Source organism: Roseovarius nubinhibens ISM, assembly GCF_000152625.1.
In the GTDB taxonomy this organism is placed as follows: Bacteria; Pseudomonadota; Alphaproteobacteria; order Rhodobacterales; family Rhodobacteraceae; genus Roseovarius; species Roseovarius nubinhibens.
The window spans coordinates 3143851-3165943 of sequence record NZ_CH724156.1 but is presented as its reverse complement, the minus strand read 5'-3'; the positions used below and the strand labels follow the sequence as shown (position 1 = coordinate 3165943).

Annotated in this window: 21 protein-coding genes; 9 read left to right on the top strand and 12 right to left on the bottom strand. The window is 62.3% G+C overall.

Translation table 11 applies throughout. The annotated features are described in order from the left end of the window. Positions 1-426: 426 nt before the first annotated feature. A complete protein-coding gene (locus ISM_RS15160; protein WP_009815074.1) occupies positions 427-1101 on the top strand; it encodes a FadR/GntR family transcriptional regulator in 675 nt (224 codons plus the stop codon). On the opposite strand, the gene ISM_RS15155 is transcribed toward ISM_RS15160, so the two are convergent. Together ISM_RS15155 and ISM_RS15150 are read right to left on the bottom strand one after the other, a co-directional pair. Next, the gene (locus tag ISM_RS15155; RefSeq protein ID WP_009815073.1) at positions 1102-1830 is read right to left on the bottom strand and encodes a type 1 glutamine amidotransferase; all 729 of its coding nucleotides are present in this window, start codon (positions 1828-1830) and stop codon (positions 1102-1104) included. Positions 1831-1955: 125 nt separating this feature from the next. Then, entirely contained in the window at positions 1956-2159 is a 204-nt protein-coding gene (locus ISM_RS15150; protein ID WP_009815072.1) for a DUF6356 family protein, read from the bottom strand. A 117-nt stretch (positions 2160-2276) separates the two neighbouring features. On the opposite strand from ISM_RS15150, the gene ISM_RS15145 reads away from it, so the two are divergent. Then, complete coding sequence (locus ISM_RS15145; protein WP_009815071.1) at positions 2277-2735, top strand: Lrp/AsnC family transcriptional regulator; 459 nt, start codon at positions 2277-2279, stop codon at positions 2733-2735. On the opposite strand, the gene ISM_RS15140 is transcribed toward ISM_RS15145, so the two are convergent. The 5 genes from ISM_RS15140 to ISM_RS15120 all read right to left on the bottom strand — a co-directional run bounded on the left by ISM_RS15140 (position 2732) and on the right by ISM_RS15120 (position 8485). Further along, positions 2732-3070 carry a cupin domain-containing protein gene (locus ISM_RS15140; protein WP_009815070.1) on the bottom strand — a complete coding sequence of 113 codons (339 nt, stop codon included), beginning with the start codon at positions 3068-3070 and terminating at the stop codon, positions 2732-2734. The two genes, ISM_RS15145 and ISM_RS15140, sit on opposite strands and share 4 nt — an antisense overlap. Positions 3071-3154: 84 nt before the next feature. After that, entirely contained in the window at positions 3155-3889 is a 735-nt protein-coding gene (locus ISM_RS15135) for a hypothetical protein (protein ID WP_040618129.1), read from the bottom strand. A 145-nt stretch (positions 3890-4034) separates the two neighbouring features. Beyond that, on the bottom strand, positions 4035-6392 hold the full coding sequence (locus tag ISM_RS15130; protein WP_009815069.1) for a TRAP transporter large permease: 2358 nt from the start codon (positions 6390-6392) through the stop codon (positions 4035-4037). Between the two features lie 15 nt (positions 6393-6407). Then, a complete protein-coding gene (locus ISM_RS15125; RefSeq protein WP_009815068.1) occupies positions 6408-7298 on the bottom strand; it encodes a TRAP transporter small permease subunit in 891 nt (296 codons plus the stop codon). A gap of 104 nt (positions 7299-7402) precedes the next feature. Next, positions 7403-8485 (bottom strand): TRAP transporter substrate-binding protein, encoded by a 1083-nt coding sequence (locus tag ISM_RS15120; RefSeq protein WP_009815067.1) that lies wholly within the window; start codon positions 8483-8485, stop codon positions 7403-7405. A 224-nt stretch (positions 8486-8709) separates the two neighbouring features. Here ISM_RS15120 and ISM_RS15115 point away from each other — a divergent pair, with 224 nt between their 5' ends. Further along, positions 8710-10134, top strand: a complete 1425-nt coding sequence (locus tag ISM_RS15115; RefSeq protein WP_009815066.1) for a cache domain-containing protein — start codon at positions 8710-8712, stop codon at positions 10132-10134. Continuing rightward, positions 10135-10791 carry a response regulator transcription factor gene (locus tag ISM_RS15110; protein ID WP_009815065.1) on the top strand — a complete coding sequence of 219 codons (657 nt, stop codon included), beginning with the start codon at positions 10135-10137 and terminating at the stop codon, positions 10789-10791. It abuts the gene before it with no gap. A gap of 46 nt (positions 10792-10837) precedes the next feature. On the opposite strand, the gene ISM_RS15105 is transcribed toward ISM_RS15110, so the two are convergent. Beyond that, entirely contained in the window at positions 10838-12721 is a 1884-nt protein-coding gene (locus tag ISM_RS15105; protein ID WP_009815064.1) for a PhoX family protein, read from the bottom strand. A 365-nt stretch (positions 12722-13086) separates the two neighbouring features. Here ISM_RS15105 and ISM_RS15100 point away from each other — a divergent pair, with 365 nt between their 5' ends. After that, positions 13087-14841 (top strand): acetolactate synthase 3 large subunit, encoded by a 1755-nt coding sequence (locus tag ISM_RS15100; protein ID WP_009815063.1) that lies wholly within the window; start codon positions 13087-13089, stop codon positions 14839-14841. 31 nt (positions 14842-14872) lie between these two features. Further along, entirely contained in the window at positions 14873-15430 is a 558-nt protein-coding gene (gene ilvN / locus ISM_RS15095) for an acetolactate synthase small subunit (RefSeq protein ID WP_009815062.1), read from the top strand. Positions 15431-15568: 138 nt separating this feature from the next. Here ilvN and ISM_RS17830 read toward each other — a convergent pair whose 3' ends face one another. Next, a complete protein-coding gene (locus ISM_RS17830) occupies positions 15569-15958 on the bottom strand; it encodes a hypothetical protein (protein WP_156783414.1) in 390 nt (129 codons plus the stop codon). A 209-nt stretch (positions 15959-16167) separates the two neighbouring features. Here ISM_RS17830 and ISM_RS15085 point away from each other — a divergent pair, with 209 nt between their 5' ends. From ISM_RS15085 to ISM_RS15075, 3 genes are all read left to right on the top strand, one after another. After that, entirely contained in the window at positions 16168-16992 is an 825-nt protein-coding gene (locus tag ISM_RS15085; RefSeq protein ID WP_254655690.1) for a helix-turn-helix domain-containing protein, read from the top strand. A 135-nt stretch (positions 16993-17127) separates the two neighbouring features. After that, complete coding sequence (locus ISM_RS15080) at positions 17128-18285, top strand: aromatic ring-hydroxylating oxygenase subunit alpha (RefSeq protein WP_009815059.1); 1158 nt, start codon at positions 17128-17130, stop codon at positions 18283-18285. After that, positions 18282-18554, top strand: a complete 273-nt coding sequence (locus tag ISM_RS15075; RefSeq protein WP_009815058.1) for a hypothetical protein — start codon at positions 18282-18284, stop codon at positions 18552-18554. The genes ISM_RS15080 and ISM_RS15075 overlap by 4 nt, the downstream gene beginning before the upstream one ends. 53 nt (positions 18555-18607) lie before the next feature. Here ISM_RS15075 and ISM_RS15070 read toward each other — a convergent pair whose 3' ends face one another. The 3 genes from ISM_RS15070 to ISM_RS15060 all read right to left on the bottom strand — a co-directional run bounded on the left by ISM_RS15070 (position 18608) and on the right by ISM_RS15060 (position 22081). After that, positions 18608-20014: an amidase gene (locus ISM_RS15070; protein WP_009815057.1), complete on the bottom strand. Its 1407-nt coding sequence runs from the start codon at positions 20012-20014 to the stop codon at positions 18608-18610. Between the two features lie 70 nt (positions 20015-20084). Next, positions 20085-21212: a peptide chain release factor 2 gene (prfB, locus tag ISM_RS15065; RefSeq protein ID WP_009815056.1), complete on the bottom strand. Its 1128-nt coding sequence runs from the start codon at positions 21210-21212 to the stop codon at positions 20085-20087. 74 nt (positions 21213-21286) lie between these two features. Beyond that, entirely contained in the window at positions 21287-22081 is a 795-nt protein-coding gene (locus tag ISM_RS15060) for a pyrroline-5-carboxylate reductase family protein (protein WP_009815055.1), read from the bottom strand. Positions 22082-22093 lie beyond the last annotated feature (12 nt).

Sequence of the window (22093 nt, the reverse complement as noted above, 5' to 3'; positions counted from 1 at the left end):
TTACGGACTTCTTTGATCTTTTCGTCACGCCCTGGCGCTTCGACGAATCTTTCGAGGTCTGTTTCAGCCACGTCTGTCTCTCCTTGCTGGTCGGGTCCGCGATCTTTGGTGCCGCGTCTTTTTGAATTGCTGGGACTATTTTGGTTCAGACCTGGTTTAGGCCTTATCTTGTTCGCCTTTCGATTTTGGCCCTGCTTTCCGTTCAACCCTGACCTGTGGTCATGAGGCGATACGCCCTGCAAAAGCACCGATTGTTACCGTTAAGCTCTTAATTCACTGGCTCCGGAAGAAAGAACCCGGACCCTTCTGTGGTTGACGTTAGGGACGAATCGATTTTTCAAGCAAGTTTTTTGAACCAATGAAGCCCGGTTTCTGGACAAATGCCGTCAATTGGTTCATCTACGGATCAGTTTGTAAGGAGGTTTCATGGCAAAACTGGGCTCTGCGGATGTGGCATCACTGATCCGGCGCGATATCATCAAGGGAATCTACCGGCAGCATGAGCGATTGCCTGCCTCACGCCAGATGGCCGAAACCCATGGCGTGGCGCGCAACACGCTGCGCGATGCGCTGGCCCAGCTGGAACGCGAAGGGCTGATCCAGACACGGGCGGGCAGCGGCACCTATGTGACCTACCAAAAAGGCACCGAAACCATCGAGGCGCTGGAACATGCCAACCCGCTGGAACTCATTGATGCACGTTTCGCGCTCGAGCCGCATCTGTGCCGGTTGAGCGTCCTGCAGGGCCGGCAGACCGATTTCGAGGAAATGGCCCGGCAATGCGAGCGGATGGAACGCGCCGAGCATGATCCCGTCGCCTTTTCCGAGGCCGACACCGCCTTTCATCACGCGCTGGCCAAATCTTCGCGCAACAACCTGCTGATCTGGGTGATCGGTCAGATCAACGCGGTGCGCTCGATGGATGATTGGACCCGCATGCGCCATGTGACGCTAGAGCCGTCAATTATTCGTAAATATAACGAGCAACATCGCCGCATCCTCACCGCGATCCGCAGCCGGGAACCGGAAGAGGCTGCGAATGCGATGAAAATCCATCTCGAAACCGCGCGGGTGTCTTTGATGCGGGCGGCGGATGCGTGATCAGGCCGGCACGGCCTGCGCCGCACATTGCAACCAGTTGATATAAAGCCGTTCTGCCGTCTCATTGAGCGCACTCATCCGGTCGCGCGCCGCGGCCTCATAACGGGCCGGGCCGTCGCTGCCGAGCGTGTCGACCAGAGCCGCCACGCCATCGGGCTGTCCCATCCAGCGGGTGATCGTGTCCTCGTCGGCCTCGAGGTGGAACTGCGTTGAAAAAGCCCTTGTTCCCCAACGCATTGCCTGGACGGCGCAGGCGGGGGCGGTGGCGAGGACTTGGGCGCCTTGGGGGAGTTTGTGGACCTCGGCGCTGTGCCAATGGAGCACCGGAAAGCGTTCGGTGACCCCGTCGAAGAACACGCCCGTGGCGCCGGCTTCGGTGAGCTGCACGTCGAAAACGCCGATCTCGGGCGTGGTGGCGGGGCCGACCTCGCCGCCCAGCGCCTCGGCCAGCAATTGATGCCCGAGACAGATGCCGAGAAACGGCAATCCGCGCTGTTCGACGGCCTCGCGGATCAGCGCCTTTTCCGCCACAAGCCACGGATATTGCTCGGTTTCCCAGGTGTTCTGCGGCCCGCCCATGACCCAGAGCGCGTCATAGCCATCAAGGCTCGGGAGGGGCGTGTTCCGGTGCATATGGACCGGGTCATAGCTGTGCCCGTCCTCGTCCAGAAACTCATGAAACACGCCGGGGCGGTCGGTGTCTTCGTGCAGCAGTACCAGTAGCTTCATGGGGCGCTCCTCCTTGTCGGACTTTAGCCTAAGCAGGGCGCGGGCCGCCGCGCAAGCCCCGGAAATGGCATGTCGGTGACACGTCGGTATTACGGCGGTAAAGCGACAGTGGCGGTTTTGCCCCCTCAGCCGCGGTTGTGAATGCGCTCGTAGAGCCGGGTGATGATGCGGCTCGCGGTCTTTTCAAAGGCGGCGGGGATGATCGCGTGGATCAGCGCGGCAAAAGCCGCCGCAAAGAGCGTCAGCGCAAAGAGCCCGGCAAAGCGCGCATGTTGCAGATAGGTCTCATCGACGCTGCGCGGATGGGCGAGGAAAATGCGGGTGATCATGGGTCTGCCTCCTGTGGTGCGATTTTGTCCAAGATACCGCGCGAAGGCTGTGAGATTTTCCCAATGATTGCGAAAAATGCGTGACTCATGGGATATTTTCAACGAATATAGTCGGTCATGGTGAAAATTGATGACACAGACCGGCGTATCCTCGCCATTTTGCAACGTGACGCGGCGATCGGGCTCGATGCGCTGGGCGACAAGGTGGGGCTGTCGCGCAATGCCTGCTGGCGGCGCATCCGGGCACTCGACGAGGCGGGGGTGATTCTCGGCCGGGTGGCGCTGCTTGATCCCGACCGGTTGGGCCTTGGGCTCACCGTCTTCATGCAGATCCGGGCCGAGCGGCATGACGCGGAATGGCTCACCGCCTTTGCGCGGGCCACCAAGGCGATGCCGGAAATCCAGAGCGTCTACCGGATGACCGGCGATCTCGATTATCTCATCCGGGCGCGGGTGGCGGATATGAAGGATTACGACCGGCTCTATCAGCGGCTCATCGCGCGGGTGCCGATGGGCGATGTTTCGGCCAGTTTCGTGATGGAAGAGATCAAGGACACGACCGAGCTGCCGCTCTAGGCGGGCTGGCGGTCGGTTTGCGCGCGGGGGCTGGAGATCACCAGAAAGACCGCGTCCGCATCTCCTTCGTTCAGCGCCTGATGCGGCGTGCCGGGGGCGATCTCGATCCCCTGCCCTTTGCTCAGCACATGGCGCGTGCCGTCCCGTTCGAGGGTGAGCGCGCCGCCCAGCACATAGAAGAATTGCCTTGCCTGCGCATGGCTGTGGCGGGTCTCGGACGTACCGGGTGGCATCCGTTCCTCGATCACCGAGAGATCCGCCCCCTCGACCAGATGCCAGCCATCGCAGGCCGCGCCCCAGATGTAATGCGGGGCCGTGTCGCGGGAAATGGACATCGGATGTCTGCCTCTACTTCTCTATTCAACGCCCAAATCGCACTGGCCAAAACCTCGGTCTTGATAGTCGGCAAGACCTGAAACTCAGTATCGCTTAGCCATTTCTTCAAAGCTGCTATTCAAGCCCTTGCGCGCCACCCATTCCGGGTAGATTTCTCTCGCGATTGCAAAACTTATAAGACCAACCTGACAAAGCGTCCTAAGACCAAATTGCATCATATCTTCCGCACAGTTCAGGTATGTATTCAGGAACCTTTTACTGCCATCTTCTTGATCCACTATTTTTCTGTTCGATGTGAATCCACGCTCATTGGGATGTGCGCCAAAATCTATGCAGCGGTCATACAACTCAACAAAAGCGCCCGCAATTTCAGGCCGAACCTCTTTGATACTCCGCGACACGTTCCCAAAGGAAAACTCTTTACGAACGTTTTCGAGGCACCTCTTGCTGTCATGCCGTGCCATCCATTTTTCCCATAGATCACGATTATCTAAAATATGAAAAGCATACGCTGCATTCTCTAGGCAAAGGCGCAATTGACACTGTGCCTCGAAAATTTGCCCAGCCATTGTCGCACCGGAGGCTGCCATGAATGCGGAGTGACCGCGGGTCAGGAAATCATATGGGTATAGCGGTTTCGGATCGACTACATCGCTTAGAAGCTTGAAGAAAATCCTATCAATCTCAACAACATCGCGTGCTTGATCTCTAAAGTTTGCGAATGTCGCAACCTGGTTATTGTAGCTTGTCTTCAAATAACAAGTGAGATGATCTTTAGCCCAATCAGGGTGAGTGTAAATCTCGGTGTCGATTGGCAATGGACGCCCTCCTGATGCATCTTCATTTCTTACGCTCCTTAGATAGTTAGAGAAGTCACTGCGGTTACACCTAACGGAAAAAAGGGCCGGTCCTGCGACCGGCCCCTGCCCTTATCTCTGGTTGCAGCTCTGACTGCACCCCCGATCAGTTCGGGATCAGTGCCGGCACGATGGTCACGATCGCCGGGAAGAACCACAGGATCGCCAGCCCCACCACCTGGATCAGCACGAACGGTGCCACGCCCCGGTAGATATGGCCGGTGGTGACCTCTTTCGGGGCCACGCCGCGCAGGTAGAACAGCGCAAAGCCAAATGGCGGCGTGAGGAAGGAGGTCTGCAGGTTGACCGCGATCATGATCGTCACCCATTTCGGATCGAAGGTGCCGCCATAGATGACCGGCCCGACAATCGGGATCACGATGTAGATGATCTCGAGGAAGTCGAGCACGAAGCCGAGCACGAAGAGCACCAGCATCACGATCAGGAAGACCTGGAACTCGCTGTCGAAACTGCGCAGGAATTGCTGAATGTAATGCTCGCCCCCGAAGGAGATCACCACGAGGTTGAGAAGCTGCGACCCGATCAGGATGGTAAAGACCATCGAGGTCACCTTGGCCGTCTCGCGCACCACCGGGGTCAGCACCCCGCCGGCAAAGAGCACCCAGCAGCTGAACAGCAGACCGAAGAGCGCAAAGAGATAGGCCGCCTTGGCAAAGAAGAAGGCGACCCATGTCTCGAAGGTCACATCAGAGATGTTGATGCGCAGGTCGAAATTGATGCCGATCAGGATCGCCAGCACGATGGCCAGTGTCGCCCAGATGATGATCTTGCCCGAGCGTTCCTCGTCCTTGAGCTTGCGATAGGCCGCCAGCATGATGGCCCCGCCCGCGCCGAGCGCCGCGGCGGGCGTCGGGTTGGTGATGCCGCCCAGGATCGAGCCGAGCACCGCGACGATCAGCACCAGCGGCGGAAAGACCACCCGGATGAGATCGTTCTGCGCCAGCCGCCCCGCCGCATGACCCGCGCCATAGAGCACGAGACCATAGGGGATGAGCAGGATCAGGATGCTGGCCCCCGAGGACATGGCCGGACCGATGAGCAGGATATCGGCGAGAAGCGCCAGTATCACCCCGATGCCACCGATGATCAGAGGCCGCGCCGAGGCGCTGGGCGCGATGCCCCGGCCCATGACCAGAACCAGCGACAGGATCAGCAGGATCGTGGCGACGCCGGTGCCGATGGGCGCGGCATCGTCGATCTTGGCGAGCCGAGCCTCGGCGATCTGTTCGGGGCTCAACCGGGTGCTTTCCTGCACGCCGCCTGCCGCGTCGATCTCGGCCTGTTCGGCGAGGGCCGCATCCCAGGCCGATTGGCCGTGGAGATCGATCATCGCCGTCTTGCACTCGGCGCTTACATTGGTGCGCAGGGATGCGCCTTCGCCACGCGAGGTAAAGGTGTCGACGGTGAGGCTCTGGCTGCCGACGATATTGACCTGGCTGGCGAGCATCAGCCCGACGATGAGCGCGACGGGCGCGCCAACGAACCAGGTGAATTTCTCGCCACGGGTTGTGGTCTCAGAACCGGGTTCACCGGTGAACCGGACCGCCGGGGCCTTGGACGGGTTCAAAAGCGCATAACCAAAGGCATAGAGCCCGTAGAGCAGCGCCAGCAGGATGCCCGGCAAGAGCGCCGCCTGAAAAAGCGTGCCGACGGAAACGACTGCCGGTTCGCCCAGATAGGTGAGCGCGTCGGAACAGCCGACCTCCTGTGCCCGCGCCTCTTGCGCCACGGAATAGAGATCGCCCGCCAGCGTGCCGAGCAGAACGATCACGATCGAGGGCGGAATGATCTGCCCCAGCGTGCCCGAGGCCGCGATGACCCCGGTGGCAATCTCGGGGGAATAGTTGTTGCGCAGCATGGTGGGCAGGCTCAGGAGGCCCATGGTCACCACGGTGGCACCGACGATCCCGGTCGAGGCGGCAAGGAAAGCGCCGACGACGACCACCGACACCGCCAGACCGCCGGGCAGCGGGCCAAAGACGCGCGCCATGGTGGTCAGCAGATCATTGGCGATCTTCGAGCGTTCGAGCGTGATGCCCATCAGCACGAACATCAGAACTGCCAGGAGCGTTTCGATCGAGGCGCCCGCGAGCACCCGTTCGTTCATCCGGTTGACGATGAAGGAGACGTTCCGGTCGAGCGCCACTTCCCAGCCGCGATCAAAGACGGGTTGGGCATAGCGTGGCAAATCCGGGTATCGGAAAACCGATATGGTCTCGGGCTTGACGCCCGAGGCGATGATTTGTCGGTAGGCCTCGCTCGATGTGTCGATGGCCTGATGGATCAGCAGGCCCGAGCTGTCGAGCGCCGCGATGATCGCGAAAGAGATGACCCCTGCGCCACCGATGGAGAAGGCCACCGGAAAGCCAGAGAGGATCGCACCGAAAAGGCACAGAAATACAATGATCAGGCCGATTTCGACGCCGTCTAGTCCAAAAAGCATGTGTCCCGCCCCTCGTTAATGCGTGCCTTCATAGGCTTCTTCACCCGCGCCCAACGTGTCGCGGTCGAGATATTTGCCTTCGCTCTCGGGTCCTTCCTTCCACTCGAGATAGGAGCGGTAGAAGAAGGCGATGGCATGCAGGAACACCATGGCGGTGAACAGAACCAGCAGCACCTTGAAGAGGAAATAGCCGTTGAACCCGTTGGGGCTAAAGCCGATGGTCTCGACGTTCCAGCGCACCGCGCGGGATTTCATCAAGAGCCGGTCGAGCGTGTCGCTGGCCGAGGGTTTGGGTGTGATGAGATGGCGCCACATGAAATACCAGCCATACATCCACATGAGCACCGCGGCGGGCATCATGAAGATCAGGCTGCCGATCATGTCGATCATCTTCTTGGTGCGGTATTTCACCGCCGAATAGACGAGATCGACGCGGACATGGCTGCCTTGGACAAAGGTGTAGGTGGCGCAGAGGCAGACGACGAGCGCGTTGTAGAGCTTGAGCTCTTCCGACCACCAGCTGATGTCCATCTGCAGCGGGATGCCAAAGCCAAAGGCGATGTCCGGCCGCACAAAGACCCGTTGCAGGAAGACGATGACGATCTGTTGCAGCACCATCAACAGGCCCGCCCAGGCGGCGAACCGTCCCACCGTGTTGGCAAAGCCTTCGAGCACCCGCACACAGCCCCACATGAAACTGTTGCGCCAGAACCCGATCGCGGAGACCACCAGAAAGGCGGTAAACACCACGAAGAAAAACTCTATCGAGCCGCCATAATAGACGACCCGCATGATGGCCTCGTTGTTTGACCAATCCAGCCACAGCCCCGGGTGGGTCACTGCATAGGCAAGATTGTAGAAGGCCAAGCCGATATTCTGGAAAAACCAGATGATCGCGTCCAGCATCGCTCCCCCATGTCCCTTTTTTGGTCCAACATGGACCTTATCTTACAGCACAATGGCGGAGCCCGGTGCATAATCCGGGCCCCGCCGACAGGTGAGAGTGGGGCTTAGCCGAGCACGCGGTCGCGTTGCTTGGAATAGGCACCGTCCGATTTGGCGATCCAGGCCGAGGACGACCGCATCGACGCCATGTAGCTGTCGTAGACGCGTTTGTAGATGTCGTCGCCCATGTTCTCCTGATGCACCGCGTCGGCGGCACCACCGAAGGCGTCCCAGACGCTGTCGGGGAATTCCATGGTTTTCACGCCGGCCGATTGCAGACGGCCAAGTGCGGCCGAGTTGTTCGACAGGAATTGTGCGAGGTTCCATTGATGCGCCTCGGCACAGGCGATCTCGACGATCTTCTGCTGCGCCGGGGTGAGGCTTTCAAAGACTTCGCGGTTCATCCCGATCGAGAGACCGGCGCCCGGCTCGTGGAACCCGGCGGTGTAGTAGATCTTGGTGATCTCCTGGAAACCGGCCTTTTCATCCGCCCAGGGGCCGATCCATTCGGTGCCGTCAATCGCGCCGGAGGCCAGCGCCTGATACACTTCGGCACCGGGCAGGTTCTGGACGCTTGCGCCGAGCTTGCCGAGCGCCTTGCCACCGAGGCCGGGCATCCGGAACTTGAGGCCGTTGAAATCTTCGGGGCCTTTGATTTCCTTGGAGAACCAGCCGCCAGCCTGCGCGCCGGTGTTGCCCGCGAGGAAGGATTTCAGACCAAAGATCTGACCCAGCTCGTCGTGGAACTCTTGTCCGCCGCCATGGTAGTACCAGTTGACGAGTTCCTGCGCGGTCATGCCAAAGGGCACCGAGGTAAAGAACGCATAGGCCGGGTGCTGGCCCACGAAATAATAGTCGGCGCCGTGGTACATGTCGGCCTGACCGGCGGTCACGGCGTCGAAGACCTCGAACGCGCCGACAAGCTCGCCCGCGCCCTTGACGTCGACGGTGAGCTGGCCATCGGCCATGGCGTTGATGTTGTCAGCGGCCTTTTGCGCGGCGTCGAACACGCCTGCCAGACCCCGGCCCCAGGTGGTGACCATGGTCAGCGTGCGGTTGCCCTGTGCATAGGCCGGTGCGGCCAGCGTCGAGGCCGCGGCTGCGGTCCCGCCCAGCGCGGATTTTGTCAGAAAAGAACGACGATCCATTAAGATATACCCTCCCAGATAAGTTTTCTGCGCGCGTGCCTCCACACCCGCGCGGACCGTTACAAGACTTTCAACGCTAGCCAATGTCGGCGGTTTAGGAAATACCGACTACTGCGTATAAACAGAAACTATACACCCAAAACCTGCCTTAACTTTAGGCATATGACCCAGTTTCGCACCGGAAATTCTGGGAATCGTTCCAAATTGCGCGTAACGATTCGGCGATGCGACGTTTAACTGATCGGCTTTGGCAAAATTACGGGCAGAAACTGTTTCTGACCGCCACCCTGCCCTTTATCGCGGCGGCGGTGGTGATTGCCGTCTTTGCCACGCTGCAGTCGCGCCATCTGGCCGATCGCGAGATTGCCGCGCTGGAAAGCCAGCTCATCCATGCCAAGCGCGAAGAGCTCAAGAACTATCTCGCCATGGCGCGGACCTCTTTCATCAATATCTATGGCCGCGCCGCCCCCGATGATGAGGCTGCCAAGCTGGCGGTGACGCAGATCCTGTCCTCGATGCTCTATGGGCAGGACGGCTATTTCTTTGTCTTTGATTATGACGGTAATAATCTTGTGGCGCCGCGGCACACCGATCTTATCGGGCGCAATTGGTCAGGGCTCGCCGATCCCGAGGGCGTGCCGGTCACCGACGAGCTCATCCGGCTGGCGAAACAGGGCAGCGGCTATCACAGCTATGAATGGGTCAAGCCGTCGACCGGCAAACCGGCGCAGATCGTCACCTATGTGATCGGCTTGCAGGATTGGCGCTGGGCGGTGGGCACCGGCGTCTTTATCGACGATGTGCTGGCCACGGTGGCGGCGGCGCGGGCCGATGTCGAAGAACGGGTGCGGCGCAGTTTCCTCTTTATCGGCGGTTTTGCCCTTGTGGCGCTCTTGGTGGTCTTTACCTCCGGCCTTTTCATCACCATCCGCGAGCGCAGGCTCGCCAATGCCAAGCTCAAGCGGCTCACCCAACGGGTGTTTGACGCGCAGGAAGAGGAGCGCGGCCGCGTCGCGCGCGAGCTGCATGACGGGATCAGCCAGCTTCTCGTCGGGGTGCGCTATGCGCTCGACATGGCGCGGCGGCGGCTGGTGGCGGGGGACGACCGGGCGGCGGATCATCTCGACAAGGGGATCACCCATCTCGCGGGGGCCATCCAGGAGGTGCGCCGGATCAGCCGCGATCTGCGGCCCGGCACGCTCGACGATCTCGGTCTTGGGCCCGCGCTCAAGGCGCTGACGGAAGATTTCAGCAAGCGCAGCGGCATCACGGCGGAATTTGCCACGGTGGTGTTTCGCAACCGGCTCGACCCCGAGGCCAAGATCGCGCTCTACCGGATCGCGCAGGAGGCGCTCACCAATATTGAGCGTCACGCCTCGGCGAGCCGGGTGACCATAGATTTGCGCGGTCACCGGCGCGGTGGTACGATGCGGATCAGCGATGACGGGCTCGGGATCGAAGCGGCGCGCGCCCGCACCGGGCTGCCCCCCGGGCTCGGTCTGCGGAACATGCAGGAACGGATTGATCAGCTTGACGGGACGTTGCGCATTCTCTCATCCTCGGCGGGAACGGTGATTGAAGCCACCGTGCCATTGTCGCATATGCTACCGCCCGAAGATGACAGCCACGAAACCAAGGTCAACGCCTAGATGACAGAAACGCCCGCGCCCACCCGCATCGTAATCGTCGACGATCACCCGATGGTGGCCGAAGGGGTCGAAGCGATCCTCGAGACCTATGACGATATCGAAGTGGTCGCCACATTGTCGGACGGGCAGCAGATCATCGATCAGGTGTCACAGCTCGCGCCCGATGTGATCCTGCTCGATCTCAACATGCCGGGGATTGGCGGGCTCTCGACCACCGAGATCATTCTCGAACGGCGGCCTGCGACGCGGATCTTGATCCTGAGCATGCATGACAGCCCGGAATATATCTCGTCGGCGCTGAGCCATGGGGCGATGGGCTATGTTCTCAAGGATGTGCCGACGGATGAGATCAAGCTCGCCATCGATGCGGTGATGCGCGGCGAACGCTATCTGTGCACCGGGGCGCAGGGCTCGCTCGAACCGCAGGGCGGTGCCGGGGTGCGCGAACAGCTCACCAACCGCGAGCAGACGATCCTGTTGCAACTGGCGCAAGGTAGGTCGAACAAGGATGTGGCGCTGGCGCTCGATATTTCGGTGCGCACGGTGGAAACCCATCGCAAGAACATCAAGCGCAAGCTCGGCATCAGCTCGACCGCCGGGCTGACGCGCTATGCGCTCGAGCATGGCGTGTTGCAGGGCACTGGCGTGAGCCTCTGACACGGGGACGCCCCGCCCGTTGGGGCGAGGCGTTTGGGGTCTGGGCTTAGCCCACCATTGCGCCATCGTCGCGCCAGACGGCAATCACCGCCGAGCGCGGCAGACGCCCTTCGCCATCGGGGAAGGGCGCGTCGGGGTGCTGAATGCCCACGAACATCGTGCGCCGATCCGCCGACCAGGCCAGCCCGGTGACCTCGGCCCCGTAGGGCCCGGTGAGGAACCGTTCGATCCGGCCGGTGACGGGATCGCCGACCAGCATCTGGTTGTTGCCCATGCCGGCGAAATCGCCCTCGTTGTTGTCCTTGCCATCGGTCTGGATCCACAAGAGGCCGGTGCTGTCGAACATCATCCCGTCCGGCGCATTGAAGAGATTGCCGGTGTGGACATTCTCGGAGCCTTTGCGCGCGTCTTCATGCACATCCGGGTTGCCCGCCATCACATAGAGATCCCAGTCAAAGCCCAGCGCCGCGTGATCATCGGCATCGGGACGCCAGCGGACGATCTGGCCATAGTTGTTCTCGGCGCGCGGGTTGGGGCCGCCGACCGGGGTCTCGTCACCGCCGGCATTGGGCTTGATGCCGCGGTTCTTGTTGTTGGTGAGGGCGCAATAGGCCTCGACCGCGTTCGGGTTCACCGCGACCCATTCGGGACGGTCCATGGTGGTGGCCCCGGCGTTGGAGCCCGCCATCCGGGTCAGGATCGCGATCTCGGCTTTCGTCATGCCGGTGGTCTCTTCGGTGAGCGGCAGCCATTCGCCGCGCCCGTCGTCAAGGAACCGGGCGGCATAGAGCGTGCCCTCATCCAGCAGCGCCTCGGTGTCGGCCCCCGGCGCATAGACACCATCGGAGACGAATTTATAGAGGAACTCGCCGCGCTCATCATCGCCCATATAGACCACGACCCGGCCATCGGCGGCCAGAACCACGGCGGCGTTTTCATGTTTGAACCGGCCCAGCCCGGTGCGTTTCACCGGCACCGAATTGGGATCGGCGGGGTCGATTTCCACCACATAGCCCGCGCGGCGCGGCTCGTTCGGGGTGGCGACCACGTCAAAGCGCGCGTCATGTTTGTGATAGTCATAGCCCCAGCCATCATGGCTGATCCCGTAGCGTTTGAAATCCTCGGGCATCTCATGGGCCTCATCGGAGGCACCGAAATAGCCGTTGAAATTCTCTTCGCAGGTCAGGAACGTGCCCCAGGGCGTGCGGCCCGCGCCACAGTTGTTGAAGGTGCCGAGCGCCAGCTTGCCCTCGGGATCGGCCTCGGTGCGCAGCATCTCATGGCCTGCCGCCGGGCCGCTGATGCGGATCGGGGTCAGATGGGTGATGCGGCGGTTGAAAGGGCTGTCGATCACCACCTCCCAGCCCGCGTCGCCCTTGGCCACCTCAAAGACGGCGACGCCTTGCAGGTTCTGCAGCTTGGTCACGTCATCGGCATGTTCCGGCACGCCGCCTTCGCGCTGCGGCAGGTTCACATCGCGGTTGGCATATTCATGATTGACCGCGATCACCTGATGATTGCCGATGCTGAAGAGCTCCATCCCATCGGTGTTCTCACCAAAGATCCGGTCGCTGCCCGCGGCAGCACCGCCGGTCGCATTGTCAAAGGCCGGCGCGTCGGAGAAAAGCGGATCCCCCCAGCGGGCCAGCACCTCCCAGCTATAGCCCTCGGGCACATGCACGGTGCCATCGGTCTGGGCGGCGATCGGTGTGAAGGGAAAGCGGTCGCTGCCCGCCTCGGCGCGCCCTGCCCCGCCAAGCCCGAGCCCCATGGCCGCAGCCCCGGAGCCGAGCGCCACGAGACCGCTCATAAAGCCGCGCCGCGACAGATGGGCCTCGACCACACGGTCGAACTCGGTTTCCTCGGGACGCGGGTTGATGATTTCATCCCAGTCGTCGGCGGACAGATCGGGGCTTACGGGCTGGCGCATGGCAGGTCTCCATGAAAAGAAGGGATAAGGCTTTGCCCGCGCATCTAGACCGATTCCTGTAACGGGAATGCGGCAAAGCGGCCAGAGCGTCCGGGACACCCGTGGCGATCCCCGCAACAAATGCAAAGATTTACCCCCGTTTCACGAAATAAATGCGCAAAACGCGCTTGACGCCCCCGGACACGGCTCATAATGTCCCGCGCACACGCAGCATAAGGATGCCCCAATTGGCACAGCTAATTGTCATCGTAGGATCTTGGCGCATGGGCCGGTAACGGACAACCATAACGGTTCCCCATGCGCCCCCGAAACGACGGGGGCTTTTTTATGCAGCACGACAATGACGTCATGAACGGAGCAAGCATATGACACGTCAGATGACCGGAGCGAAAATGGTGGTTCAGGCCCTCAAGGATCAGGGTGTGGACGTCGTATTCGGGTATCCCGGGGGCGCCGTGCTACCGATTTATGACGAGATCTTTCAGCAAAATGACATTCGTCACGTTCTGGTGCGCCATGAACAGGGCGCGGTGCATGCCGCCGAAGGCTATGCCCGCTCGACCGGCAAGCCGGGCGTGGTGCTGGTGACATCTGGCCCCGGCGCCACCAATGCGGTGACCGGCCTCACCGATGCGCTGCTCGACTCGATCCCGCTCGTGGTGCTGACCGGCCAGGTGCCGACCTTCATGATCGGCAATGACGCCTTCCAGGAGGCCGACACGGTGGGCATCACCCGGCCTTGCACCAAGCACAATTGGCTGGTGAGCGACACCAACCGTCTGTCGGGCACGCTGCATGAGGCGTTCCATGTGGCGACCACCGGCCGTCCCGGTCCGGTGCTCGTCGACATCCCGAAGGATGTGCAATTCGCCAATGGCGACTATACCCCCCCGGCCAAGGCGCGGGTCTCGCATTATCAGCCGCAGGTCAAAGGCGATATGGAAGAGATCACCGAACTGGTGGAGGCGCTCGAGACCGCCGAACGCCCGGTGTTCTACACCGGCGGCGGCGTGATCAATTCGGGCCCGGCGGCGAGCCAGCTCTTGCGGGAACTGGTTGAGGCCACCGGCGTGCCGATCACCTCGACGCTGATGGGGCTTGGCGCCTATCCGGCCAATGGCGAGCATTGGCTCGGCATGCTCGGGATGCACGGTCTCTACGAGGCCAATATGGCGATGCATGATTGCGATCTGATGATCAATGTCGGCGCCCGGTTCGACGACCGGATCACCGGCCGCGTCGATGCCTTTAGCCCGCATTCCACCAAGGCCCATATCGACATCGATCCCAGCTCGATCAACAAGGTGATCAAGGCCGATATCCCGATTGTCGGCGATGTGGCGCATGTTCTCGAAGATATTCTCAAGGTCTGGAAGGCGCGCGGCCGCAAGACCAATGCCGCGGCCATCGCCAAATGGCGCGCCAAGATCGACGAATGGCGCAAGGTCGATTGCCTCGCCTTCAAACAGACCGGCAAGGTGATCAAACCGCAGCACGCGCTGGCGCGGCTCGAGGCGCTGACCCGCGACCACGACCGCTATGTCACCACCGAGGTGGGCCAGCATCAGATGTGGGCGGCGCAGTATCTCAACTTCAACGATCCCAACCGCTGGATGACCTCGGGCGGGCTCGGCACCATGGGCTATGGCTTCCCCGCCTCCATCGGGGTGCAGATGGCGCATCCCGAGGCCTTGGTGATCAATGTCGCGGGCGAGGCCTCGTGGCTCATGAACATGCAGGAGATGGGCACCGCGGTGCAATTCCGCCTGCCGGTGAAACAGTTCATCCTCAACAATGAACGTCTCGGCATGGTGCGCCAGTGGCAGGAACTCTTGCATGGCGAGCGCTATTCGCACAGCTGGTCCGAGGCGCTGCCCGATTTCGTCAAGCTCGCCGAAGCCTTTGGCGCCAAGGGCATCCGCTGTAGCGATCCCGCCGATCTCGATGACGCGATCATGGAGATGATCACCTACGACGGGCCGGTCATCTTTGACTGCCTGGTCGAGAAGCACGAGAACTGTTTCCCGATGATCCCGTCGGGCGAGCCCCATAACAAGATGCTGCTGGGCGAGGCCTCCACCAAGGATGCCATCAAGTCCGGCGGCGCGGTGCTGGTGTGATCGGCTGGAATTCGAAGGAAGGATTTGTGCAATGTCCGCACTGAAGATCAAAAAAGGCTCCAACAAGCATTCCGCCTATAACCTGCGGCCGACGTTCTCGGACGTGGTGGAAAGCCATACGCTGGCGGTGCTCGTCGACAACGAACCGGGGGTTCTGGCGCGGGTGATCGGGCTGTTTTCGGGCCGGGGCTATAACATCGACAGCCTGACCGTGGCCGAGGTCGATCACACCGGCCACACCAGCCGCATCACCATCGTGACCAAGGGCACGCCGCAGATCATCGAACAGATCAAGGCCCAGCTTGGCCGGATCGTGCCGGTGCATGCGGTGCATGACCTGACCGTCGAGGGCCCGGTGGTGGAGCGCGAACTGGCGCTGATGAAGGTCGAGGGCGAAGGCGAGAAACGCGTCGAAGCGCTGCGGCTGGCGGATATTTTCCGCGCCAATGTGGTCGACAGCACGCTTGGCAGTTTCGTCTTCGAGATCACCGGCCCGTCGGACAAGATCGACGCCTTTGCCGATCTGATGCGGCCGCTGGGGCTCATCGACATCGCGCGCACCGGGGTCGCCGCCCTGCCGCGGGGCTGACACAAAAACGATCAGACCGGGCCGTTGGCGGCCCGGTCCGTCTGCTCTCTATCCGTGAGTGGATTTGACCTCATCCGTGAGTGAACCGGATCGATCGGGCCGCCTTTTGGGGCGGCTTTTTCGTGTCCGCGCCGTGGCTTAGGCCACTTCGGCGCGGCGATAGCTGTCCATGCGGATGACATCCGCGTCGCGCCGGGTGCGCCCCTGCGGCGGGCTTGCGCGTTTCGCGTCGCGCGAATGAGTGACCACGCCCATCGCCTCGCCCACCTGCTTGAGTTCATCCGCGAGATTGGGATGGCTGTCCCGTGCAAGCATTTGAGGACGCGCGACAATTCGCATCTGTGACGCTTCGCGCAGCTCGAATTGAATGAGATCGCCGGGTTGGAACACCGCGCGGTCGGCGGTTGTTTTGCCCGGTTTGTAGAAGGCCAGATCACCATGATCGTCGCACCACACAACGGCACGGTTGTCTTTCACGTCACTCCAAAGAACAACACCAAGCATCGCAGTCGCCTCCATATCCAACATCGTCTTCACTAGAATGACGCGTCTTGTCTTTCGGATACATAATGAAAGCGGTTTCCTCGCTCGTTCGTTTGTGTCAAAGCGGGATCAGTCTGACGCGGCTTGACGTCATGGGTGACGCGATATAGCATCACTTACAACCTTAAGACTTAATATGCCAAAGGGTTACAGCCCTGACTAGAGAGTAAAATGACCAGCGCTTGGTGCGATTCGTGACAGCAAAATCCCAAACAGCAGCAGCCTCGGATGCGGTCGATCCGGCCGAGCTTCGGGCGATCTTTGGCGAGAACCTGCGCAAGCTCTCGGAAAGCTACAGCTCGGTCGCCGGGCTCTGCCGCGAACTTGGGATCAACCGCACCCAGTTCAACCGCTACCTCTCGGGCGAGAGCTTTCCGCGTCCCGATGTGCTGCACCGGATCTGTCAGTTCTTCGAGGTCGACGCGCGGGTGCTGCTCGAACCGGTGGAGGCAATCCAGCCCGGCGGCATCGACCTGCTCAATCACCCGGTGGTGGCCGGGTTTTTCGGCGCGGGGCCGGTGCAGGTGCCGATGGAGATCTTTCCCGACGGGTTCTATCGCTTTGTGCGGCCAAGCTTTATCGACGACACGCAGTTCGTGCGCGGCCTCGTCTATATCAGCCGCGCCGATGGCTATACCTTCCTGCGCGGCTACGAATCCCGCGCCGCGCTGCGCAGTCAGGGCCTGTCGCTCAAACCCCGCGACCGCGAATTTCGCGGCCTGGTGATGCGCCAGGAAGAGGGCATCATGGCGATTGTCACCCATCGCGACTCGCTGGCCTGTTCGTTCAACTTCCTGACCCAGGAAACCTCGTTCCAGAGCAACCTCTGGGAGGGCTATGTCACCCGCACCGTGCGCGAAAAGGTCACCGGCCGCCGCGCCACAAGGATGGTTTACGAACATCTCGGGCGCGACCGTCGCGCGGTGATGGAGGCGGCGCGCAGCTCAGGGCTAGTGCCGCTCGACGAGGTGCCGCAATTCCACGCGCGCCTGCTGCGACTCGATCAGGATTTCCGCTAGGCGGCCCCCTGCCCTTTAGGCAAATCAACCTCTGCAAACTGGTCGCCCAAAGGCAAACTCGGTCGCGCATTGACGGTTTTTCGCCCCGCATTTCCGGTCAGATATCCGAAAGCCACACCCCTTTCGGAGTTCGCCATGAGCCCTGTGACCGACCTGTCCAATGTCCGCACCGATGTCGCCCGCGCCAACGGGCTGCCCAATGCCCATTACATCGATCCGGCTGTCTATGAAGAAGAAAAGCAGTCCGTGCTCTTTGCCACTTGGTCGGGTCTCGCCGTCGCCGCCGATGTGCCGGAACCGGGCGATGCGGTGCCGATGGAATTCATGGGCATGCCGCTTTTGCTGCTGCGCGACCGCGACGGTCAGGTCCGCGTCTTTCAGAACATCTGCCGCCACCGGGGCATGATCCTCGTCGAAGAGCCGCGCAAGATCGAAGGCGCGATCCGCTGCCCCTATCACTCCTGGTGCTACTCGACCAAGGGCAAGCTGGTCTCGACGCCGCATGTGGGCGGCCCGGGCCACAACACCCATCAGGCGATCGACCGCGACACGCTCGGCCTCAACGAGGTGCGCAGCCATATCTGGCGCGATGTGGTCTGGATCAACGTCTCGGGCGATGCGCCCGCGTTCGAGGACGCCATGGCCCATGTCATCGAGCGCTGGAAAGAGTTCGACCTGCCGCTCTATCACGGCGGTGCCGACAGCCGATTTACCCTCGAGATCAAGACCAACTGGAAGCTCGCGGTCGAGAACTATTGCGAGAGCTATCACCTGCCTTGGGTGCACCCCGGTCTCAACAGCTATTCGCGGCTCGAGGATCACTACAATATCGAAGAGCCTGATCAATATTCCGGCCAAGGCACGCTGGTCTATCGCCAGCTCACCAATGAGCGCGGCCAGAAATTCCCCGATTTCGCCGATGTCGGCGCCAAGTGGAACGAACAGGCCGAATATATCGCGGTCTATCCCAACGTCCTTCTGGGCGTGCACCGCGACCATGCCTTTGCCATCGTGCTCGAGCCCAAGGGCCCCGAGGCCACGGTCGAACATATCCATCTCTATTATGCGACGCCCGAGACCGACGAAGAGCTGCGCGCCCAGAACACCAAGCTCTGGAAGCAGGTGTTCGAAGAGGATATTTTCGTGGTCGAAGGCATGCAGAAGGGCCGCCATGTGCAGGGCTATGACGGCGGGCGTTTTTCGCCGGTGATGGACAGCCCGACCCATATGTTCCACGCTTGGGTCGCGGGCAAGATCATGGCCGGGCGCAGCACCGCGCAAGCGGCGGAATGACAGGCGCGGTCGCGGCCATGTCGGAGAGCCTGACAGAAGGCAAGCCCGGCCTGATGGCAGGCGGTCTCGACCGGCGGCTTCTCGCGGCCCATGAGGCGGGCGACAAGCCCGCGCTCGTGCGGCTCTATGCCGAGGCCGCCGATCATGCCAATGATCTCGACGCCGCCTGTTTCTACCTGACCCATGCCTATATTTTCGCGCTGGACGCGGGCCATGCCGATGCGCCCAAGCTCCACGCCCGGCTCAAGGCCGAAGGGCGCGAGGCCTAACGCCCCGCGCCCTCGCAAGCATCCGATCTTTGCGGAAATTCTAGCCTGAGCTTTTAGCCCTGGGGCGGGCGCTGCCCCGGCCAATCACTGGCGCGGTGATAGGCCTCGGCCAGTTCCAGAACCTGCTGATCGCGCCCCGGCGCGCCGATGATCTGCAGCCCCATGGGCAGGCCGTTGTCGCCAAAGCCCGCCGGCACACAGGCCGCTGGCAGCCCGAGGATCGAAGCACAGATCACCACCTCCATCCAGCGGTGATAGGTGTCCATCTCCTGCCCCGCGATCGCCTTGGGCCAAGGCATGTCGAGCGCAAAGGGCCAGACCTGCGCCGAGGGCAGCAAGAGCGCGTCATACTCGTCAAAAAGCGCCATGGCGCGTTTGAACCAGGCGCTGCGCCCGGCGCTCGCCGCCTGCAGATCCATCGCCGAAAGGCCAAGCCCGCGCTCGATCTCCCAGACCGCCTCGGGCTTGAGCTGATCGCGGGTCTTCGGGTTCTCCAAAAGCGGCTGTTTGCCCGCCGCGTTGGAGAAATTGCGCAGCGTGACCCAGGCGTCCCAGATCACCTCGCGCGGCATCGGTGCCGCCAGATCCTCGACCTTGCAGCCAAGATCGCCAAAGACATCCGCCGCGCCGCGACACAGATCGAGAATGCCGGGCTCAAAGGCAAAGGCCCCGTCCCAATCGCCGAGCCAGCCAAGCCGCGCCGCGCCAATCTGCCCCTGCGGCAAGAGCGTCGGCTCAAAGGGCCAGCCCTCGGGCTGTACCCCCGGCCCTTCGATCACCGACATGAAAAGCGCCATGTCTCGCGGGCTCCGCGCCATCGGCCCATTGGTTGCCAGCCGGTGCAGATAGAGATCGTCGCCCGGCTCCGACGGCACCCGGCCCCAGCTCGGCCGCATCCCATAGACATTGTTCCAGCCCGCCGGGTTGCGCAGGCTGCCCATCATGTCCGAGCCGTCGGCAAGGCTCACCATCCCATGCGCCAGCGCCACCGCCGCGCCGCCGGACGACCCACCACAGCTCACGCTCGGGTCATAGGCATTGCCGGTCGCGCCATGCACCGGGTTATAAGTGTGCGAGCCAAGGCCGAATTCCGGCGTGTTGGTCTTGCCGATGATGATCGCCCCCGCCGCGCGCATCCGCGCCACATGCAGGCTGTCACCTTGCGCGATCTGCCCGGCAAAGACCGGCGAGCCATGGCTGGTCGGCAGGCCCTTGGCATCGGCCAGATCCTTTATCGCCACCGGCAGCCCATGCAGCGGCCCGCGCGTCTCGGCCCGGTCGGCGGCCCGCGCCTCTGCCATGACCTCCTCCGGATCACGCGGCGAGACCACCGCATTGCAGGCGCCATTGCGCGCCGCCACCCGCGCCAGCGTCGCCTCTATCAGCGCCTCAACGCTGAGCCGCCCGGCGGCCAGCTCCACCAGCTGCGCGCTGGCCTCCAGATCCACGGGGTCGGTCATGCGCGCCTCACTTCTCTTTCTGGTTTCAAATACCCAAATCCGACGCGGGCCACAGACGCCTGCACCTGGCTCAATCCTCGCCCTGCGCCTCGGCGCGGCTCTTGCCGCTCACATTCATCGCCAGCGTCGCCGCCATGAACTGATCGAGATCGCCGTCGAGCACGCCCTTGGTGTCCGAGGTCTCCACATTGGTGCGCAGATCCTTGACCATCTGATAGGGCTGCAACACGTAGGACCGGATCTGATTGCCCCAGCCGGCATCGCCCTTGGCCTCGTGGGCGGCGTTGATATCCGCCGTTCGCCGGTCGAGCTCCATCTGGTAAAGCCTTGATTTCAGGGCCTTCATCGCGATGTCGCGGTTCTGGTGCTGCGATTTCTCGGAACTCGTCACCACGATGCCCGTCGGGTGGTGGGTGATCCGCACCGCCGAATCCGTCGTGTTCACGTGCTGGCCGCCCGCGCCCGAGCTGCGATAGGTGTCGATGCGGATATCGGCGGGGTTCACCTCAATCTCGATATCGTCATCGACCACCGGATAGACCCAGACCGAGGAAAAGGAGGTGTGCCGCTTGGCGGCGGAATCATAGGGGCTGATCCGCACCAGCCGATGCACGCCGCTCTCGGATTTGAGCCAACCATAGGCGTTATGCCCGGAAATCTTGTAGGCGGCGGATTTGATCCCCGCCTCTTCGCCCGCGCTCTCGGATTGCAGCTCGACCGTATAGCCGCGCTTCTCGGCCCAGCGCACATACATCCGCGCCAGCATCGAGGCCCAATCACAGCTCTCGGTGCCGCCGGCGCCCGCGTTGATCTCGAGGAAGGTGTCATTGGCATCCGCCTCGCCGTTGAGCAGCGCCTCGAGCTCCTTCGCCCCGGCCTTCTCCTTGAGCGATTTGAGCGCGCTTTCGGCCTCGCCGATCACCTCATTGTCGCCTTCCATCTCGCCCAGCTCGATGAGCTCGATATTGTCGCTCATTTCCTGATTGATGGCGTCATGGGTGTCGATCGCATCGACAAGAGACTGGCGCTCGCGCATGAGTTTCTGCGCCTTGGCGGGATCGTCCCAGAGGTTCGGATCCTCGACCCGCGCGTTGAACTCCTCAAGCCGGTGTTTGGCGGTGTCCCAATCCATCCGCTGGCGCAACAGCTCCAGCGATTTCTCGATCTCCTGCACAACCGTCTGAATTTCCGCGCGCATAGTTTTGGCCCTTTGTCTGCTCAGGCCTGCGTGATACCGCAGCATTGGCGCAGCGGCAAGGCGGCGCGCATCACTTAGCCGAGCGCCCGCGCCTTTTGCGTGCCCGCCGCAATCCCCGCCGCCACCGCCTCGGCAAAGCCCGCAGCGCGCGCCGCCTCAAGCCCCGCCGCCGTGGTGCCCGCATAGGCGATGAACTCGTCGACCATGGCCCCCGCCTGCGCGCCTTGACCCGCAAGCATCGCGCCCGCGCCGACCACCGCGCCCTCTGCCGCTGCCAGCGCCTGTTCGGGCGACAGCCCTTCGGCCCGTCCCGCCGCCGCCAGCGCCTCGAGCAAGAGCGCGGCCCAGGCCGGCCCCGCGCCACAGATCGCCGCATAGACGTCGATATCGGCCTCCCGGGCAAAGGCCTCTTCGCGCCCCGATGCGCCGAGCACCGCGCGCACCATGGCCCGGTCGGCGTCGTCGGCTTCGGCCTCCGCCACCCAGGGGCTGAAACTCTGACCGATCTCCATCGCGGCATTGGGCATCGACCGCACCACCGCCCGCGCGCCGGTGCGTTCGCGGATCTCTGCCATGCTCACCCCCGCCATGACCGACAGGACGAGCGCCCCGGGACAGCGCAGCGGGGCCGCGCGAAACTCATCCGGGCGCAGCGACAGGATCACCATTCCCGCGCCCTCCAGCCCCTTCTCGGGATCGGTGGACCAGCGCAGCCCGGGCCATTGGGCATAGGCCTCGGACGCGCCCGACCGGTTCAGCCCGATGAAATCACCGGGCCCGACCACGCCCGCCCGCAACAGCGCAGGCCCCATGAACCGGCCAAGCCAGCCCGAGGCTCCAACCAGCGCCAGAGGTGTCAGATCACGCATGTTTCGCCCTTT

What these genes read in the sequence shown, in the direction of transcription:
- ISM_RS15110 (WP_009815065.1), top strand. Translation starts at nt 10,135, where the DNA reads ATGACAGAAACGCCCGCGCCCACCCGCATCGTAATCGTCGACGATCAC.
- ISM_RS15140 (WP_009815070.1), bottom strand. Translation starts at nt 3,070, where the DNA reads ATGTCCATTTCCCGCGACACGGCCCCGCATTACATCTGGGGCGCGGCC.
- prfB (WP_009815056.1), bottom strand. Translation starts at nt 21,212, where the DNA reads ATGCGCGCGGAAATTCAGACGGTTGTGCAGGAGATCGAGAAATCGCTG.
- ISM_RS15075 (WP_009815058.1), top strand. Translation starts at nt 18,282, where the DNA reads ATGACAGGCGCGGTCGCGGCCATGTCGGAGAGCCTGACAGAAGGCAAG.
- ISM_RS15105 (WP_009815064.1), bottom strand. Translation starts at nt 12,721, where the DNA reads ATGCGCCAGCCCGTAAGCCCCGATCTGTCCGCCGACGACTGGGATGAA.
- ISM_RS15125 (WP_009815068.1), bottom strand. Translation starts at nt 7,298, where the DNA reads ATGCTGGACGCGATCATCTGGTTTTTCCAGAATATCGGCTTGGCCTTC.
- ISM_RS15150 (WP_009815072.1), bottom strand. Translation starts at nt 2,159, where the DNA reads ATGATCACCCGCATTTTCCTCGCCCATCCGCGCAGCGTCGATGAGACC.
- ISM_RS15115 (WP_009815066.1), top strand. Translation starts at nt 8,710, where the DNA reads ATGCGACGTTTAACTGATCGGCTTTGGCAAAATTACGGGCAGAAACTG.
- ISM_RS15130 (WP_009815069.1), bottom strand. Translation starts at nt 6,392, where the DNA reads ATGCTTTTTGGACTAGACGGCGTCGAAATCGGCCTGATCATTGTATTT.
- ilvN (WP_009815062.1), top strand. Translation starts at nt 14,873, where the DNA reads ATGTCCGCACTGAAGATCAAAAAAGGCTCCAACAAGCATTCCGCCTAT.
- ISM_RS17830 (WP_156783414.1), bottom strand. Translation starts at nt 15,958, where the DNA reads ATGTTGGATATGGAGGCGACTGCGATGCTTGGTGTTGTTCTTTGGAGT.
- ISM_RS15100 (WP_009815063.1), top strand. Translation starts at nt 13,087, where the DNA reads ATGACACGTCAGATGACCGGAGCGAAAATGGTGGTTCAGGCCCTCAAG.
- ISM_RS15160 (WP_009815074.1), top strand. Translation starts at nt 427, where the DNA reads ATGGCAAAACTGGGCTCTGCGGATGTGGCATCACTGATCCGGCGCGAT.
- ISM_RS15060 (WP_009815055.1), bottom strand. Translation starts at nt 22,081, where the DNA reads ATGCGTGATCTGACACCTCTGGCGCTGGTTGGAGCCTCGGGCTGGCTT.
- ISM_RS15080 (WP_009815059.1), top strand. Translation starts at nt 17,128, where the DNA reads ATGAGCCCTGTGACCGACCTGTCCAATGTCCGCACCGATGTCGCCCGC.
- ISM_RS15070 (WP_009815057.1), bottom strand. Translation starts at nt 20,014, where the DNA reads ATGACCGACCCCGTGGATCTGGAGGCCAGCGCGCAGCTGGTGGAGCTG.
- ISM_RS15145 (WP_009815071.1), top strand. Translation starts at nt 2,277, where the DNA reads ATGGTGAAAATTGATGACACAGACCGGCGTATCCTCGCCATTTTGCAA.
- ISM_RS15155 (WP_009815073.1), bottom strand. Translation starts at nt 1,830, where the DNA reads ATGAAGCTACTGGTACTGCTGCACGAAGACACCGACCGCCCCGGCGTG.
- ISM_RS15120 (WP_009815067.1), bottom strand. Translation starts at nt 8,485, where the DNA reads ATGGATCGTCGTTCTTTTCTGACAAAATCCGCGCTGGGCGGGACCGCA.